Origin of the sequence: Streptomyces sp. NPDC048521 (genome assembly GCF_043199855.1) — a bacterium.
Lineage (GTDB): Bacteria > Actinomycetota > Actinomycetes > Streptomycetales > Streptomycetaceae > Streptomyces.
In genome coordinates, this window is the sequence record NZ_JBICWR010000020.1 from 117,825 (window position 1) to 133,153 (window position 15,329).

The window sequence follows — 15,329 nt, forward strand, 5'->3', positions numbered from 1 at the left end:
ACGATGGCGCGCCCCTGCCCTCGCCGACAGGAGGGCGGATGCGAGGCATGCCCAGCCATGCTTCGCTTGGGCTACAGCACTCATGAGGAGCAACAAGATGAAGGTACTCGTCACCGGCGCATCGGGCACCGTAGGCGGCCTGGTGGTTCGCACGCTGGCCGAGCGGAAGGTGCCCGTCAGGGGCGTCGTGCGCCGTCAGGAAAGCGCCGCCGCGCTGCGCGACCAGGACCTGCCGGGCGTCGAAGTGGTGGTCACCGACCTCGCGAACGCCGACGCCGTACCCGCATTGCCGGCCGGCGTCGACGCGGTGTTCCTGGTGACGGCGAACACGTCCGACCAACTCGCCCAGGAGCGGAACGTCATCCGGGCCGCGGCCGCAGCAGGAGTGCAGCGCCTGGTCAAGCTCAGCGTCGGCGGCGCCTCGCCTGAAGCACCGATCGCCTTCGCTCGCGTCCATCACGCTGCCGAGCAAGAGCTCGCCGCCAGTGGCGTTGCGTACACGGTGCTGCGGCCTGCGTTCTTCATGGACAACCTGCTGCAATTCATCCCCTGGATCGACGCCTCCGGGCGGCTCGCTCTGCCGACGGGTGACGGCGCCATGGCCATGATTCACTCCCGCGACATCGCTGACGTCGCGGCCGTCGAACTCACCTCTGGCTCCACGGACAACCGCGACCTGGTCCTGACCGGCCCCGAGGCGCTCACCATCGACCAGGCCCTGGCCCGCGTGGGTGACGTCGTCGGCCGGTCCCTGAGCCACATCGACGCCACCCGAGAGGACTTCCTGCGCCGTTACGTCGCCCTCGGCAACGCGCCTGACTACGCGGAAGACATCGCCACCCTCTACGACGGCATTCTGCGCCCAGGCTACGGCGCCACCATCACCGACACCGTGGAGAAGACGACCGGCACCGCGCCCCGCACCATCAGCGACTTCGCCCGTGACCACGCTGCGGACTTCGCTCAGCCCTCGGGCACGAACAACAGCTGACACCCGTCCACGGCCTCGGGGGGGGGGGGGGCGAGGCCGGGCCCCCCCCCCCCCCCCGGGGCGCCCCCCCCCCCCCCCCCCCGCCCGGCCCCCCACCACACACCGCCCACCCCCCCCGGCGCACCCCCCCGCACCCCCACCCCCCACCCCCCCCCCCCCCCGCCGCCGGCCCCCCCCCCCCCCCCCCCCCCCCCCCCCCCCCCCCCCCCCGCCCGTGGACCACCGCCCTGCTCCCAGCCGGACGAGCCGCACACAACACAGGGCACACGCCGACGGGCTCACGCGACTGCACCCATCGCCACCCGGTACGACAAGACCGCCGAGTCCCACGAGGCAGCCGTCACCCTCGCATCACTCCTGATGTGGGCGTGCCATGGGGCGACGGAACCTGATGCCCTCGCCGCTGCTGGAGCCAGGTTTCGTAGTGGTCCAGCACAGTCTCCTCGATCGAGCGGTAGGTGATGCCGAGTTCATGCACGCTCCGGCTGTTGTCCACCCGGAAGCGGATGCCGAGGTGCTTGCGGATGTAGTCCTGCGTCAGTCCGAATGCGGGGCCCAGAACGCGCACCGGCCAGTGCGGAAGCGCTGTGCGGGGCAGGCGCAGGTCACGAGGGTGCCGGGTCCGGATGATGCGAGCCATCTCGTAGAAGGACGTCATCGTTTCGGCGGCGACGATGTACCGGCCCTCGGCGTCGGGATTCTCCGCGGCGGCGATGTGCGCGTCGGCCACGTCCCGGACGTCGGCCGTGGTGAAGCTGAAGTCGGGGGCGCCGTAGAAGAAGTAGCCCTTGAACAGCTCGTCCAGCAGGAACAGACTGCCGGATTCGGATGCGGGGGTCAGGGACGGGCCGAGGATCAGTCCGGGGTTGACGGACACCATGCGCCAGCGGCTCTGGGCCGCCTCCGCTGCCCACGCCTCTTGCTCGGCGAGGGTCTTCGCGTAGTGGTAGGGGTTGTTGTCCACCGTGCTGGTGGTGTTGACGTACTTCTCCGACAACGTCTGCTCGGCCATGCCCAGTACGTCTATGTAGTCGCCGAAGATCGCGCCGACGGTCGAGGTGAGGACCAGCTTGTCGACGGTGGGTGTCCGTTCCACGCTCGCCAGCACGTTGCGTGTTCCGTTCAGGGCCGGTTCGACCATGTCCTTGTGGCCGTCCTTGATCTTCTCCGGCATGCGAAACGGCGACGCGACGTGGAAGACCGCACGGCAGCCGTTCATCGCCTCGTCGAAGGAGCCCGGTCGGAGGAGGTCCGCCTCGAACAGGCACAGCCGGCTGGGGAACTCCTGCTGAAGCCTGTGCAGGGGCCTGACCTTGGCCGAGTGCGTGGTGCTCCGCACCGTGGCGTGCACCTGGTAGCCCCGCTCCAGCAGTCGCCGGACCAGGTGGCTCCCGACGAACCCGCTGCCGCCGGTCACCAGTGCCTTCGTCTCGTTCACACCCTCACCTCTTGCCGGTGCTCGATGGTCACGGTGTCCATCCTCCTGTCGCGGGCTGTCCCCTCACGATCTCCGGCCGGCGTGCGCCGTGTATCCGACGCCACAAGACGTCCGGCCGGCCAGTGCCGACCAAAGGCGGAGCGGTGACTCGCGCACCTCGCGCGAGCCGCGCTCAGCCGTCGTACGCCTCGCGGAACAGCTTGCGCACAAGGCGATTGTCGTACAGACCTCGATAGGCGCGGATGAGGCCGTCCTCGCCCACCTCCAGACGGTCGTCACCGTGGAACTCCACGAGCCGATCCGCACCGACAGGGGTGCCTCTGAACTGCCACGCGACGATCATCGCCGACCGCTCCACCTCGAGGTACAGCCCGATGCGCGTGAACGAGGACGAGCCGTCGGGGAAGGTGCGCGCCATGTCCCTCACGTGACGGCGAACAGCCTCCCGGCCGCGCCGGGTGTCACCCAGTGCGGGTTCGTCGTAGAGGAGATCCTCCGCGCACAACTCCGCGACGGCGTCGCCGTCCAGATCGTTCCAGGCGTTCTCCCAACGGTCGCAGAGCACCTTGAAGGCCTCTGCTCGCGCGACGTCGGACTCGTTCATGATCGTCATCACATTCTTTCAGGACGGGTGGGTAGCGCGGGACGGTGGCCGGCTGGGCACAGTGGTCAGGCGTCCTCGAAGACCCTTCGGTGCGCGGCGGTGCGCCTCCGGCAGCCAGCCGGCCCGGCCGGGGTGCGCCACGGCATGGGTGTGTGGCCTCAACTCGAGACGGGTTGTGGCGGGAGCGTCGCCGGTTCCTGGTGAATGGGGCCGCTCGACAGCTGCAGGGGTGTTCCACTGCCGCCGTGGCGGAGGGCGATGATCTCCGCGACGATGGACACGGCTGTCTCTTCGGGGGTACGCGCCCCGAGATCAAGACCTATCGGTGAGCGGAGCCGAGCCAGCTCGAGCTCGCTGAGCCCTGCCGCGAGCAACCTGCGATGTCGGTCCGCGTGTGTGCGCCGCGAACCCATGGCCCCGACGTAGGCGACCGGAAGCCGCAGGGCCAGCTGTAGCAAGGGAATGTCGAATTTCGCGTCATGGGTGAGCACGCAGAGCGCCGTACGGTCGTCCGTGCGCGTGGACGCCAGATACCGATCCGGCCACGCCGCGACCACCTCGTCGGCCGCGGGGAACCGCGCGGGGGTGGCGAAAACAGGACGGGCGTCGCACACCGTCACGTGGTAGCCGAGAAGTTTCCCTGCTGGGACGAGCGCTGAGGCAAAGTCCGTAGCACCGAAAACGATCATACGAGGTGCGGGGACACTCGTCTCTACCAGCAACGTGATAGGAACTCCGCAGTACGAGCCGTCTTCCCCGACAACCACGGTGCCGGTACGGCCCGCTGCGAGAGCAGCACGGGCGGCGGCCACGGCGGCCGGGGTCAGTCCGGGACGGCCATGGAAGCCACCCTCGTGTGAGCCGTCGGGCCTGACCAGCAGTGCGTGCCCCAAGAGGTCGGCTGGACCTCGTGCCACCCGCACCACCGCTGTCGCCACGCCTCGTGCGGCTACCGCCACAGCGGAAGCGACAACCGCCCGGGCGGCATCCGCCTTTCGCACCGGGGTGACCAGAACATCGATGCTGCCACCGCATGTCAGACCCACGGCGAAGGCATCGTCGTCACTGTAGCCGAAGCTTTCGCCGCTGACCTGGCCGTCCTGGAGGGCTTGCCGGCACAGGTCGTAGACGGCGCCTTCCACACATCCGCCGGAGACCGATCCGACGACGGTTCCGTCCGAAGCGACGGCAAGGGCGGCTCCTACTGGCCGCGGTGCGCTTCCGTCGACCGCCGTGACCGTGGCGACGGCGAAGTCGCGTTCCTCGTCGATCCACCGAGCCAGATCTCCGGCGATCTCCAGCATTCAGTCTCCTCAGCAGTAGTGAAGGCGGCAGTCGGAATGCGCCAGCCCCTGGACTTCTGCCTGTCCTGTGCGCCGCAATGTCCCATCGAGCGAGCGTGCAGGGCGGGCGCCGCCCAACGAGCAGGCGTGCGGCCGGCCTGGCGACCACGAGAGGTCGTGCGGGGCTGGTGCGGCGCGAAAGCATGCTTGTGGGTTGATGCACCACGGCAGGCAGGGTGGACCTGCGGCAATCGCATGCGGAACGGTTCGCGTTCTGGGCGTGTCCCGAGCGTCGGTCCCGGCCCGAGCGTGGTCTTGGGCAGAGCTTTGGTCCCGGTCCGAGCGTCGGTGCCCGCGACGTACGCGGGTAGGAAGCAGTACTCCCATCCGCTCGAGCGGTGCGTGCCGGCCCGGCCCATGCGTCGGTCGGGGAAGCGGGTAGCAGCGGCCGAGTTCGGAAGCGGCGGGGAAGGGGTGACGCGACCGCGAAGGTAGGACCGTAGGCACCAGTGGGATGCCGGCCGCGCTCGTCGCCGGCGATGCCGCGTAGGCGCTAGACGGTCTTGAATCGATGCTGGTAGGCGCGCGGTGACACTCCCAGGCGGGTGATGAAGGCGCGCCGCAGGGTTTCCATGCTGCCGAAGCCCGACATGAAGGCGGTGTTGGTGACGGACTCCCCGCTGTCGAGGAGGGAGCGGGCCGTGTCGAACCGTACTTGCTCCACGAACTTGGCGGGCGTCGTCCGCAGTTCTTCCTGGAAGAGTCGTGAGAGGTGGCGCGGACTGACAGCGGCGCGGCTGGCGAGGTCGGTCAGCGTGTACTGCGCCGAGGGATCCGCGACGATCTCCTCCGTCAGCTTGCGCACCAGCGGATTGCGGGGTGCGGACGTCACCTGGCCTGCGGGGTCGGCGGGGGGCGGTTGGTAGACCACCAGATCCCGGGCAACCACGCTGCGCACCTTCTCGCCCTGGTCCTCTTTGAGGAGGTGCAGGGTCAGCGCGATGCCGGCGCCTTCTCCGGCCGAGGTGATGAGGTTGCCGTCCGATACGAGTTCGCTGTCATGAATGATCTCGGCTTGCGGATAGAGCTCCTGCAACCGTTGGGTGTGGTGCCAGTGCGTTGTCGCCTTGCGGCCGTCGAGGAGACCCGCGGCACCCAGGACGAACGCACCGGTGCAGACGCTGGCCACCCGCCTGGCGCGGCCGGCGAGGTGGCGAGCCGCAGATATGTATTCGGGACTGAGAGTGCGGTTGGGCAGGCCGCAGCCGCCGGCGATGATCGCGGTGTCGATGGGCCCTTCGTCGTGGGCGTCGCAGTCGGCTTGCAGGGAAAGGCCGCTGCCGGTGGTCACGTTCTTGCCATCAGGTGAGCAAACGACGAGATCGTAGGTGCCGCTGGAGTGGCGGGACTCGGCGAAGACCTCCGAAGGCGCAGCGACATCGAGCATGGACACCCCGTCGACCACGAGCAGAGCGACTCTCCGAGTCACAGCCGTGTCCGGTTTTGATCCGTTCATGGGCCGATCGTAGAAATCGGCTAGTGGATGTGTCAATTGTTTAGAGCTAACTTTCACGTGTACATGGCACGGTGCGCCTCGGGAGGTATGAACGTGAGGTTGTTGACTGCGGCGCACTCTTACTCAGCGTCAGACTCACTCTCAGGTCGGCCCCAAGGGTCCGTTTCCCGCCGAGTGATAGCGTCGACAGGCGGTCGCTAGCGCTGGAGTGGATTTCCTCGAAGGGCACCGACGTATGAGATGTCAACCACTTGTACAGTGGTTGTATGAGCAACTCTCCGCGTTGGCTGACGACGACCGAGGAACGGGCATGGCGAGGTCTGCTGCGGATGCACGACGTCCTCGTCCATCGGACAGGTCGGTCCCTGCAGAAGGAGTTCGGCCTGTCCGGCGCTGACTACACCGTTCTGGCCGAACTCACACGCGTTCCCGAGGGTCAGCTGCGGATGATCGAACTCGCGCGGACCCTGGGATGGGAGAAGAGCCGGCTCTCGCACCACCTGGCGCGCATGGCGAAACGGGGTCTGGTCGAGCGTACGGAGTGCGCCGACGACAGGCGCGGTGCCTACGTGGCGGTGACCTGGGAAGGCAGGGAGGCGATTACGGCCGCTGCCCCTCGCCACGTCGACGATGTCCGGGAACTGTTCCTGGACCACCTCACACCCGGGCAGATCACTCTGCTCGCAGAGATCAGCGACTTGATCATCGAGAAGATCGACACCGACGACTGAGCCGCACCGGGCGGTTCGACGCCTTACGAGGCGTGCGTGGCCCACTCCGCCAGCACCCGGCCGTCGGCGAGGTGAGGGGTCGGGCCGGCGCACGGCACATTCCTCCGTCGCCCTGACTCTCCAACCTCCGTGCTGCAGTGCCCTGCATCAGACGCAGCTCGGTGCAGCGGGCGGGTCGCAGGCGGTGCACGCCGGCCACCAGGGCGCCGGTACCAAGCGGCCCGCGCAGCCCCAGGTCAGTAGTCGGATTCCGAAATGACGTGCACGGCAGCCTCTTCCGCGGAGGCACCGGCACCGTCGAGTCCCTGGTCGAAGGCCAGCAGATCGGACTCCGTGACCTCATGCGCCCCTTCGTCGGGTGCGACGAGGCGTCCTGCTCGTTCGTAACCCACTTCCAGGTCAAGGGGCTCGCCGTCGGTGTCCCAGGCATCTCCGATGCCGTCACCTCGCGGCACCGCGACATCAGGCACTTCTTCCGCGAGGCGCTCGTCCAGACTCTCCCCGTGCCGCTGCTCCGACGCCGTGACGCCGCTGTGCTCAGCGCCCCACGGCCTCTCCGGCGGTGAATACCCCTCGTCGAGAGCCTCGTCACCGCCTCTGTAGTCGAGGGTGTCCAAGGCGTCCAGGAGGCCGATGTCGTCCTGGACCTCCGATCCGTCCGGTTGGTAGACGTCGTCTCCCATGCCTTCGTCGATCAACGGAACTCCTTCGTTTCAGGGCAGTCGGGCCCGTGGTCCTCGTCGGTGAGTTCTTGTGCGTGCGGGTACATGACGTCCGCGAGCTGGTACGGGCGGTCACCCGCACCGCAGCCTCGAGCCACTCGCACACAGGCGACCTGCGGGATCACGGGGTGCGGGGATCACGAGGTGCGCAGACGTGCCCTCCGGGGTCGCTTGTCCGGCCGTGCCATCGCCTGCCGGGCGGGTACCGCTCAGCTCGCTGCGGTCCTCTGCCCGCCCTTCAGGCAGCGACGGGCGCGGCATCAGACGATGAGCACGGCCGGACCGGCGAGCTTCCGGGCCGCGATGTCCTCGTGGGCCCGTGCCGCGTCGGTGAATGCGTACCGGGACATCTGGAGGTCGCGGAAGATCCCGTCCCTGATCGCCTGGAACAACTGCCCCGAGGCCTTACCGACCGTGGATGAGTTCACGTACTGGGGCACGCCGCCGCTCACCACTTTGACACCCCGTCGGGTGAGCTCTGCCGTGTCTGATGGCGACTGGCCGGAAGCGGCACCGATCGCGACGATCTTCCCGCCAGAGCGGACGGCCGCCGCAGAAATCTCTGCTGTTGCGCGTCCCACGAAGTCGAACACCACATCGACCCCCTCCGGGGCCACTGTCCGGATCTTGTCGAGGGCTTCCGGGTCCTGGGCGTAGATGGCGTGATCGGCGCCGGCCCGCACCTTGTCGAGCTTGTCCTTCGACCCGGCTACGCCGATGACCGTCGCTCCCAGCGCCTTCGCCCAGCGCGACAGGATGGAGCCGACATTGCCCGATGCTCCCTGCACGAGCAGCACTTCGCCAGAGGTGACGGTGTGCAGGGCACGCAGGCCCATCCATGCCGTAAGGCCCTTGGCCAGGAACGCCGAGGCCTGCTCCGTGCTGATGTCCTCCGGCAGACGGATGAGGGACGCTGCGTCGATCAGTCGCGCGGTCGCGTAGGCACCGGCGGAAGCGAAGTACCCGACCCGGTCGCCTACGGCGAACCCCGGCGTCTCGGGACCGACGGCCGCCACCACCCCCGAAGCTTCAGAGCCCAAGATCAGCGGCAGTGGGCTGTCCGCGCTGCCGTCCCGCAGCATGGTGTCGAAGAAGTTGACGCCGAGAACCTCCTGCCTGAGCTTCACCTCCCCGCGCCCGGGCTCCCCGACGTCGGCGGTCTCGATCCGCAGTACCGCCGGGCCGCCGTGTTCGTGGATACGAATGACCTGCGCCACGGTTGACACTCTCCCTGGGCTGGAGCGGTCGGCCGCAGAGCCGACCGCTGAGCGATGCTTACACGTGCTGCACTGCAAGGGAGGACGGCGTCCCCAGGAGTGGGTGGTGCTGCCGGCCGCGCATCCTCCAACGCTTCGACCGGTGACTTGCCGTCCTGCGATGGTGTACTCAGCCGCGGAGGCGATCGGCGATGTCGGCAAGGTGGCGGCCCTGGTAGCGGGCCGCTTCGAGGGTCGCCTGGTCGGGGCCCTCACCGCCACCGCTGGGCCAGCTGGTGCCGTAGGGGTTGCCTCCCGAGGCGAACAGGAGCGGATCGGTGTAGCCCGGCGGTACGAGAATGCAACCCCAGTGGTAGAAGAGGTTGTTCAGGGCCAGGAGCGTGGACTCCTGGCCCCCGTGGCGGTTCATGGCCGAGGTGAAGCTGGTCGCCGGTTTGTTGTGGAACACGCCGGCCTGCCACAGGCCGCCGGTCGAGTCGATGAACTGCTTCAGCTGCGAGGCGACGTTCCCGAAGCGGGTGGGCGTTCCCACGGCGTACGCCGTCGCCCACTCGAGGTCCTCCAACGTCGCCTCAGGCACCTCGTGCTTGGTGGCGTCCGTGTGGGCGCGCCAGGCAGGGTTGGCGTCTATCGCGCTGTCGGGCGCCAGCTCTGGTACGCGACGCAGTCGGACGTCCGCGTTGCGACTCGCTGCCCCCTCTGCCACTGCTTGGGCCAGTTGATGCACATTGCCTGTGGCGCTGTAGTAGATCACGGCAACCCGAACACCCATAGCGGACTCCTGCAGCATGTAATGGATAGCGCTGTGCTCCGGTGGTACTCCCGGTGCTGCCGGGCCTTCCGGTCTTCGAACGCGGATACCAGCGCCTGACATTGACCAGCCTGCATCGCTGATCCGCTCGATGCCCCTCAGTAATGGGCAGGAACCCCACGGATCGGGACGTCCCCCACGGGAGGCCGGCCCAGCAGGATCCGGCCGGGGGAGTGCCGGGCCCTGGCCCTCGTACTGGGTGTACGTGGACCGGGGCCCGGTGCGGCGAGAGTGCGCGCATGGCGTCGCGCGGCAGACGGGAGATTGACGACAGGGCCTAGGTCGAAAGTCGGTCTGGTGAGTCTCGCCTTCGCCGGAGACGATCGGCTCATGGTCGACATCCACCAGCTGATCGCCTTCTGCACCATGTCGTTAGCTGTCCGCCATCCCTGGACCGAGCGTGCTGTTCGTCGTCGGACGTGCCCTGGCCCACGGACGTGGCACAGCACTGGCTTCCGTACTGGGCAACGCGCTCGGCGGCTACGTCCTGGTCGTGGCCGTGGCTCTGGGGGTCGGGAGCGTGGTCGAGCGGTCGGTCCTGCTCTTCAGCGCGATCAAGCTGGTCGGCGCCGCCTACCTGGTCCTTCTCGGTGCGAAGGCGTTGCGGGCGAGCTGGAGGAGCCGGGCGGTGACGACGAGCGTCACCGCGGAGTCGCCCGGCGGCAGCGCCGGAGGTTCTGTACGGGCGGGGTTCGTGGTCGGGGTGACGAACCCGAAGAGCGTGGTCTTTCTCACCGCGGTGCTGCCGCAGTTCGTCGACCGCGAGGCCGGTCACGTCGGCGCCCAGATGCTTCTCCTCGGTCTGGCCGGCGCCCTGTTGCAGTTGCTCTCCGACGGAATCTGGGGGCTGACCGCCTCCACCGCGCGTGATTGGCTGGGCCGTTCCCCCCGGCGGACGGCACTGATCGGTGGCACCGGTGGACTGGCCATGATCGGACTCGGCGCAGCGGTGGCCATCACCGGTCGCGCCGACTAGGGACTTTCGTTCGGATCAGCGGGCGGACAAGGGATCTTGCAGGTCGCGCGGTCGAAGGCCGGTGGCCGACTCAGCGACTGCTGGTCCGGATCAGCCGCGCGGAAAGGCGGCCCACGCGGTGATGGCGAAGCCGTCGCCGTCTCGTCGGACCTCGGCGGCCCCGTGCCCCGGCCAGTGGGCCGGGATGACGAGCTCGCGCAGCTCGGCAGCGCGGGAGAGATAGGCACGGCGCGTCCTGGCAGCGAGCTGGAGGTCGTCGCAGAAGCAGCTGTTCCAGCCGGGTTCAAGGACTTGGACGGGGCTGTGCAGCATGTCCCCGACGAACACGGCGCGCTCGGTGCCCGAACGCAAGGTGAGGACGGACGAACCGGGGGTGTGGCCCGGTGCGGCCTCCAGCAGCAGGTTGCCGTCGATGCGGTGGGCGTTCTCCCACAGCACAGCCTGTCCGGCGCGGTGGATGGGGGCGATGCTGTCGTTGAACACGATTGTGCTGCCTTCCCAGCGCACGCGTTCGTGCTCGTCGCGAGGCGCCCGGCTGCGACGGGGGTTCTCCGGGTCGAAGTACAGGTGGTCGGCGCGGGGGATCAGGTACGTGGCGTTGGGGAAGGTGGGAACCCATTGCCCATCACGCCACTCGGTGTTCCAGCCGACGTGGTCGTAATGGATGTGCGTGTTGACGACGACGTCGACGTCCTCGGGTTCGACGCCGGCCGCACGCAGGCGGGCCAGGAAGTCGGTCTGCAGTCCGGCGAACTGCGGGACCTGCGGGCGCTCCCGATCGTTGCCGACCCCGGTGTCCACCAGGATGGTCCTGCCCTCGCTGCGCAGGACCCAGGTCTGGATGTGGCAGCGATAGGCGTCATCCGCGGGGGTCCAGAAGTCCGACGCCAGCCACGCCTGGTTGCGCCGCCAGGTCTCCTCGTCGCTGTCCGGGATGATGAAGCGGGTGGTACGGATCGGGCCGGACCACTCGACGACGCGCGTGATCTCGACGTCGCCGAGCGACATGCTGTGCGCGGGCACGATGGGACCTCCGTAGAGTGCGGCAGGGATCGCAGACAGATACGGTCGGTGGGTCAGGCGGGCCGCGCCGGACCGTCCGGCGCGGGTGCGTACCGGGCCATGAAGCTGCGTACGGCCTCCTCGATCACCACGTCGTGAGCGGGCTGGACTGCGGTCTCCTCCTCGAACCCCATGACTCTCGGCCAGACGAGGAACTCCTGGACGAGGCCCATGAACTGGCGGGCCGCCAGGTAGGTGTCCGGGCAGTGCAGGAGGCTGCGGCGGACCAGGTCGTCGAGGCAGTCGACGAACGCCGCCACGACCGGGCCCTTCCCCAGCCGGTAGAACTCGTCCGCGATCCACGGCAGACGCCCTGATTCCGTCACCACGAGCCGCGCGAACCGGATCTGGTCCGTCTCGGTGGCGAAGCGTTGCAGCGCCAGGGCGAATCCGCGCAGCACCTCCTCGGCACTTGCGCCGACGTCGCGCTCGGCGAGCCGCCGGTCCGGGCCGGCGAAGGCCGACCAGTGGTGGCGGACCATCTCCCGGAAGACCGTCTCCTTCGAACCGAAGCGGTTGTAGACGGTCTGCCGGGAGACACCGGCGCGCTCGGCGACCCTCTCCAGAGTGACGCCGTCGTAGTGGTCGGCCAGGAAAAGCTCCTTCGCCGCAGTGAGGATCTTCTCGTCGGAGGCCGACCTGCGGCGTCCGGGCTCCGTCCGCCTCGCCACGAGTCGGTCCGCGCTCAGCTGTTCCCTCATGCCGTTCCGCTCCTCGCTCGCCCTGCCGGTCCCCAGGCCGGCCGGGGGCGTCGGTGCCGATGTCGTCCCGGTCGGCGGCCCCACTGGATCCATCGCGCTCAATTCTTTACTTTACAGTACAGTCAAATTTTCGACTCCGGTAATGCGGCGGCCATGCACGCCAGGCGCACAGCCGGGCTTCGCAGTCAGTGGGGGCTCGTAGGTCATCCCCTCAACGCCCCGGTCCTCGATCGACACTGCCACCCTCCACTACTCAGTGGTACCGTATAGCGGTACTTGGTATCACGCAGTACCGACCAGGGCTGAGGAGCACCCGCGATGGACGACCTGACGGAGATGTTGAAGGGCACGCTCGAAGGGTGCGTGCTCGAAATCATCGGCAGCGAGGAAACCTACGGGTACGCCATCACCCGTCAGCTGAACGCGCTCGGCTTCACCGACGTCATCGAGGGGACGGTGTACACGATCTTGCTGCGGCTGGAGAGGAACGGACTCGTCCAGGTGACCAAACGACCATCCGGGGTCGGTCCGCCGCGCAAGTTCTACGCGCTCAACGACGCCGGACGCGAAGAACTCGCGAAGTTCTGGGCGAAATGGCAGTACGTCTCATCACGCATCGACAGGCTCAAGGAGGGCGGGAGATGAACTTCTGGGAGACCGTCACAGGCAGCGATCTCAGCAGGGATTGGAAGGCCTTCGAAGCCCGGGCCGAGTCCCTGCCGGACGACTACCGGGCGGCGTGGGGACAGATCAAGGGCCACCTCTTCCCCCATGCAGACTTCACCGGCCGCAACCTGACGCCGATCCTCGACGCCGCCCTGGGGCTGCTCGAAGAAGCAGCGGCGGACGGACAGAGCGTCCACGAGGTGCTCGGCGACGACATCCGGGGCTTTTGCACGGCGTTGGTCGGTGGAGAAGGGGCTCGAACCTATCGCGACCGGTGGCGCGAGCAGTTGAACAGGAACGTCGCAAGGAAATTGAGCCGGCTGGGAGGCTGACGTGAGCATCCACGACATCATCGAGGGCAAGAAACAGTGGCGGGCGCACGTGGCTCGGGTCAAGGCACTCCCGCCGGACTACCAGATCGTCTACAAGGAGATGCAGAGGTACCTGTTCAAGGTCGGACCGATCAACCTGCCCGACGGGCCCCTGCTCCCTGGGATCGTCGACTTCTTCGAGGAGGGCGTCGCCGCGGGCAAGGGAGTCTTGGAACTCATCGGCACCGACGTCGCCGCGTTCTGCGACGACCTGGTCAAGGACTCCCCCACCTACGCGGACGTCTACCAGGAATCCATCAGCGGGGAACCCGACCCGGACGAGAAGTAACGCCCGCCGCCCATGCCGGCGGGCATAGCCCACCCGAGGGGACTGTCGGCAGCCCAGGTGGACGATGCGTAGGGTTGGCGCCCGGCGCGTCGGCTGTGGTCGGCTGCCGTCGGCGCCTGCCGGGTCGTCAGAAAGCGTCGTTGATGCCTGTGTTCTCGGGATTGGCAAGGTGTGCGGCGAGCAGGCAGCCCGGCCAAGTCGACGCTGGTGCCTTGCCGGGGCGCCTGACGGCCTGCGCCACGACGGAATCGCCGAGCACCACCTCGATGTCAGCGCGCGGAAACTGCTGCAACCTCGAGTGCACGTCTGCGTCGACCTCAACTGTGTCCGCGCTGCCGAAATCCGTGACCACTCCCAGGCGGACGAGGCGGGTCAGGGGTCCCATCCGTTCCGCGATGCCCGGGGAGGTGTGCAGGGCGATGGCCTCCCATACCTGCTTCTTCAACGAAGGATCCCAGTCATTGCCGGAAAGGAATTCTACGGCCGCGTCGGCGCCCTCCACCTCGAATCGCTGTGGCCCGTCATATGCAGGCGAGGTGCCAGCGTCGTGAAACAGGCATGCGACGGCCAGCGCTTCTCGCTCTACCGGTGAAAGGGGCATGCGGCCGGCTGCACTATCGGCGATGAGCCAGACTCGAATGCTGTGATTGAGTATCGCAGGATGTAGTAGCGTGCGTACGTACTCGTGAGCCGCGTTTCCGGCGGAGCCACCGAACGAGATATCCATCCACGCCAGTCCAGGTTCGATTCGTTGTGCACAGCAGAAAGCCGCTGCGCCCTGTTTTCCCAGGATATCCAACAGGCATCGCGTCAGGTGCGGGCACGATCCAGGTGCTGCAGCCCGGGTTCGCGCGCCTCAGCGGGACAGCACGCCAGTGGCGTAGTTCCACAGGCGGTCCGCTGCCGCCGCATCGACGGCGTGTGCGGCAACACCACTGGACTCGCCCTGGTCCCCCGACACGACCACGGCTTCCTGGTTGTTCTCGAAGTAGCGGCCGGTCACGCCTGCCAGCAAGGGAGACGCGGCCAGCAGTACGGACGTCGCGGCCCCTTGGGACGGAGTCTTGTAGTACGGCAGGGGCTTCACGTTTCCCTCGTCGTCCATCACCCCGAACGAACGCATCGTGTCGTCATCGAGATGCCGCTGCAGGTTGGTCAGTACGTAGCCGGGGTTGACCGCATTGGCGGTGATGCCCTCGGTCGACCAGCGGCGGGCACCCACGGCGAAGAGGACGTCGGCCGTCTTGGACTGTCCGTATGCCACCCAAGGGTCATAAGGACGCCGGTCGAACTGCGGGTCTTCGAAGTCGAACGGAGAACCGCGGTGGGCTCCCGAACTCACGATCACTATGCGTGCCGAGCCGGACGCCTGCATCGATGGCAGAAGTGCACCGGCCAGCGCGAAGTGCCCCAGGTAGTTCGTGGCCAGCTGCATTTCCCACCCTTCAGGAGTCGTCACCCGCGTGGGTAGCGCCATGATTCCGGCATTCGCCACAAGGATGTCCAAGGGGCCCTGCCACTCCCGGGCGAAATCATGTACGGAAGTGAGGTCCGCCAATTCGAGTGCCTGCGCGCGCACTGGCCCTGCCCCAGGAATACCAGACAATTCGCGGGTAAGTGGTCCTGCGGTCTCGGGGCGGCGGGTGGCCACGGTGACCTCCGCACCGGCCAGGGCGAGGGCTCTGACGGTCTCCGCGCCGATGCCGGAGGTGCCACCGGTGACCACAGCGCGGTGCCCTGTGAGGTCGACGCCGTCAAGGACCTCGAGAGCGGTCGCGCTGGGAGCGAAGGGAGTCGTCATCCGAGGTGCTGCGTTCATGTGAGGATCCTCAGGGAGCGCTGGGTGTGCTTACGCACCTGAAGGTACTGACGTACTGCTGGACGTACTATCGCTGATCGTCCAGCGGTTATACGCGAGCGTCCGATGTGATGAGTGTGCCTGCGACGGAAA

Annotated in this window: 16 protein-coding genes and 1 pseudogene; 6 read left to right on the top strand and 11 right to left on the bottom strand. The window is 67.8% G+C overall.

The annotated features are described in order from the left end of the window. The first annotated feature begins 97 nt into the window (after positions 1–97). Positions 98–991 carry an SDR family oxidoreductase gene (locus ACGFRF_RS34535; RefSeq protein ID WP_393746827.1) on the top strand — a complete coding sequence of 298 codons (894 nt, stop codon included), beginning with the start codon at positions 98–100 and terminating at the stop codon, positions 989–991. 340 nt (positions 992–1,331) lie between these two features. Here ACGFRF_RS34535 and ACGFRF_RS34540 read toward each other — a convergent pair whose 3' ends face one another. The 4 genes from ACGFRF_RS34540 to ACGFRF_RS34555 form a co-directional block, all read right to left on the bottom strand. After that, positions 1,332–2,429, bottom strand: a complete 1,098-nt coding sequence (locus tag ACGFRF_RS34540) for an NAD-dependent epimerase/dehydratase family protein (protein ID WP_393746829.1) — start codon at positions 2,427–2,429, stop codon at positions 1,332–1,334. A 172-nt stretch (positions 2,430–2,601) separates the two neighbouring features. Beyond that, on the bottom strand, positions 2,602–3,033 hold the full coding sequence (locus ACGFRF_RS34545) for a nuclear transport factor 2 family protein (RefSeq protein WP_393746831.1): 432 nt from the start codon (positions 3,031–3,033) through the stop codon (positions 2,602–2,604). Between the two features lie 158 nt (positions 3,034–3,191). Continuing rightward, the gene (locus tag ACGFRF_RS34550; RefSeq protein ID WP_393746833.1) at positions 3,192–4,337 is read right to left on the bottom strand and encodes an XdhC family protein; all 1,146 of its coding nucleotides are present in this window, start codon (positions 4,335–4,337) and stop codon (positions 3,192–3,194) included. A gap of 532 nt (positions 4,338–4,869) precedes the next feature. Further along, positions 4,870–5,832, bottom strand: a complete 963-nt coding sequence (locus ACGFRF_RS34555) for a GlxA family transcriptional regulator (protein ID WP_393746835.1) — start codon at positions 5,830–5,832, stop codon at positions 4,870–4,872. Between the two features lie 329 nt (positions 5,833–6,161). On the opposite strand from ACGFRF_RS34555, the gene ACGFRF_RS34560 reads away from it, so the two are divergent. After that, positions 6,162–6,563, top strand: coding sequence for a MarR family winged helix-turn-helix transcriptional regulator (locus ACGFRF_RS34560; RefSeq protein ID WP_393746891.1), 402 nt, complete (start codon positions 6,162–6,164; stop codon positions 6,561–6,563). Positions 6,564–6,799: 236 nt separating this feature from the next. Here the strand turns inward: ACGFRF_RS34560 and ACGFRF_RS34565 are convergent, their stop codons facing one another. The 3 genes from ACGFRF_RS34565 to wrbA form a co-directional block, all read right to left on the bottom strand. Then, positions 6,800–7,246 (bottom strand): DUF5709 domain-containing protein, encoded by a 447-nt coding sequence (locus ACGFRF_RS34565; RefSeq protein WP_393746892.1) that lies wholly within the window; start codon positions 7,244–7,246, stop codon positions 6,800–6,802. 299 nt (positions 7,247–7,545) lie between these two features. Continuing rightward, on the bottom strand, positions 7,546–8,502 hold the full coding sequence (locus tag ACGFRF_RS34570; protein WP_393746837.1) for a zinc-binding dehydrogenase: 957 nt from the start codon (positions 8,500–8,502) through the stop codon (positions 7,546–7,548). A 169-nt stretch (positions 8,503–8,671) separates the two neighbouring features. After that, positions 8,672–9,274 (bottom strand): NAD(P)H:quinone oxidoreductase, encoded by a 603-nt coding sequence (gene wrbA / locus ACGFRF_RS34575; protein ID WP_393746839.1) that lies wholly within the window; start codon positions 9,272–9,274, stop codon positions 8,672–8,674. Between the two features lie 369 nt (positions 9,275–9,643). On the opposite strand from wrbA, the pseudogene ACGFRF_RS34580 reads away from it, so the two are divergent. Continuing rightward, positions 9,644–10,289 (top strand): annotated as a pseudogene (locus ACGFRF_RS34580) (LysE family translocator). A gap of 90 nt (positions 10,290–10,379) precedes the next feature. Here ACGFRF_RS34580 and ACGFRF_RS34585 read toward each other — a convergent pair. Together ACGFRF_RS34585 and ACGFRF_RS34590 are read right to left on the bottom strand one after the other, a co-directional pair. Next, entirely contained in the window at positions 10,380–11,297 is a 918-nt protein-coding gene (locus tag ACGFRF_RS34585) for an MBL fold metallo-hydrolase (protein ID WP_393746894.1), read from the bottom strand. 68 nt (positions 11,298–11,365) lie between these two features. Beyond that, positions 11,366–12,052, bottom strand: coding sequence for a TetR/AcrR family transcriptional regulator (locus ACGFRF_RS34590; RefSeq protein ID WP_393746841.1), 687 nt, complete (start codon positions 12,050–12,052; stop codon positions 11,366–11,368). Positions 12,053–12,370: 318 nt separating this feature from the next. Here ACGFRF_RS34590 and ACGFRF_RS34595 point away from each other — a divergent pair, with 318 nt between their 5' ends. The 3 genes from ACGFRF_RS34595 to ACGFRF_RS34605 are packed head-to-tail and all read left to right on the top strand — an operon-like array spanning position 12,371 to position 13,378. Further along, complete coding sequence (locus ACGFRF_RS34595; protein WP_393746843.1) at positions 12,371–12,697, top strand: PadR family transcriptional regulator; 327 nt, start codon at positions 12,371–12,373, stop codon at positions 12,695–12,697. Further along, entirely contained in the window at positions 12,694–13,050 is a 357-nt protein-coding gene (locus tag ACGFRF_RS34600; RefSeq protein ID WP_393746845.1) for a DUF1048 domain-containing protein, read from the top strand. The genes ACGFRF_RS34595 and ACGFRF_RS34600 overlap by 4 nt, the downstream gene beginning before the upstream one ends. Before the next feature lies 1 nt (position 13,051). Then, a complete protein-coding gene (locus ACGFRF_RS34605) occupies positions 13,052–13,378 on the top strand; it encodes a DUF1048 domain-containing protein (protein ID WP_393746846.1) in 327 nt (108 codons plus the stop codon). Positions 13,379–13,505: 127 nt separating this feature from the next. Here ACGFRF_RS34605 and ACGFRF_RS34610 read toward each other — a convergent pair whose 3' ends face one another. Both ACGFRF_RS34610 and ACGFRF_RS34615 read right to left on the bottom strand, forming a co-directional pair. Further along, positions 13,506–14,105 (bottom strand): HD domain-containing protein, encoded by a 600-nt coding sequence (locus ACGFRF_RS34610; RefSeq protein WP_393746848.1) that lies wholly within the window; start codon positions 14,103–14,105, stop codon positions 13,506–13,508. Between the two features lie 129 nt (positions 14,106–14,234). Further along, complete coding sequence (locus ACGFRF_RS34615) at positions 14,235–15,197, bottom strand: SDR family NAD(P)-dependent oxidoreductase (protein ID WP_393746850.1); 963 nt, start codon at positions 15,195–15,197, stop codon at positions 14,235–14,237. Positions 15,198–15,329 lie beyond the last annotated feature (132 nt).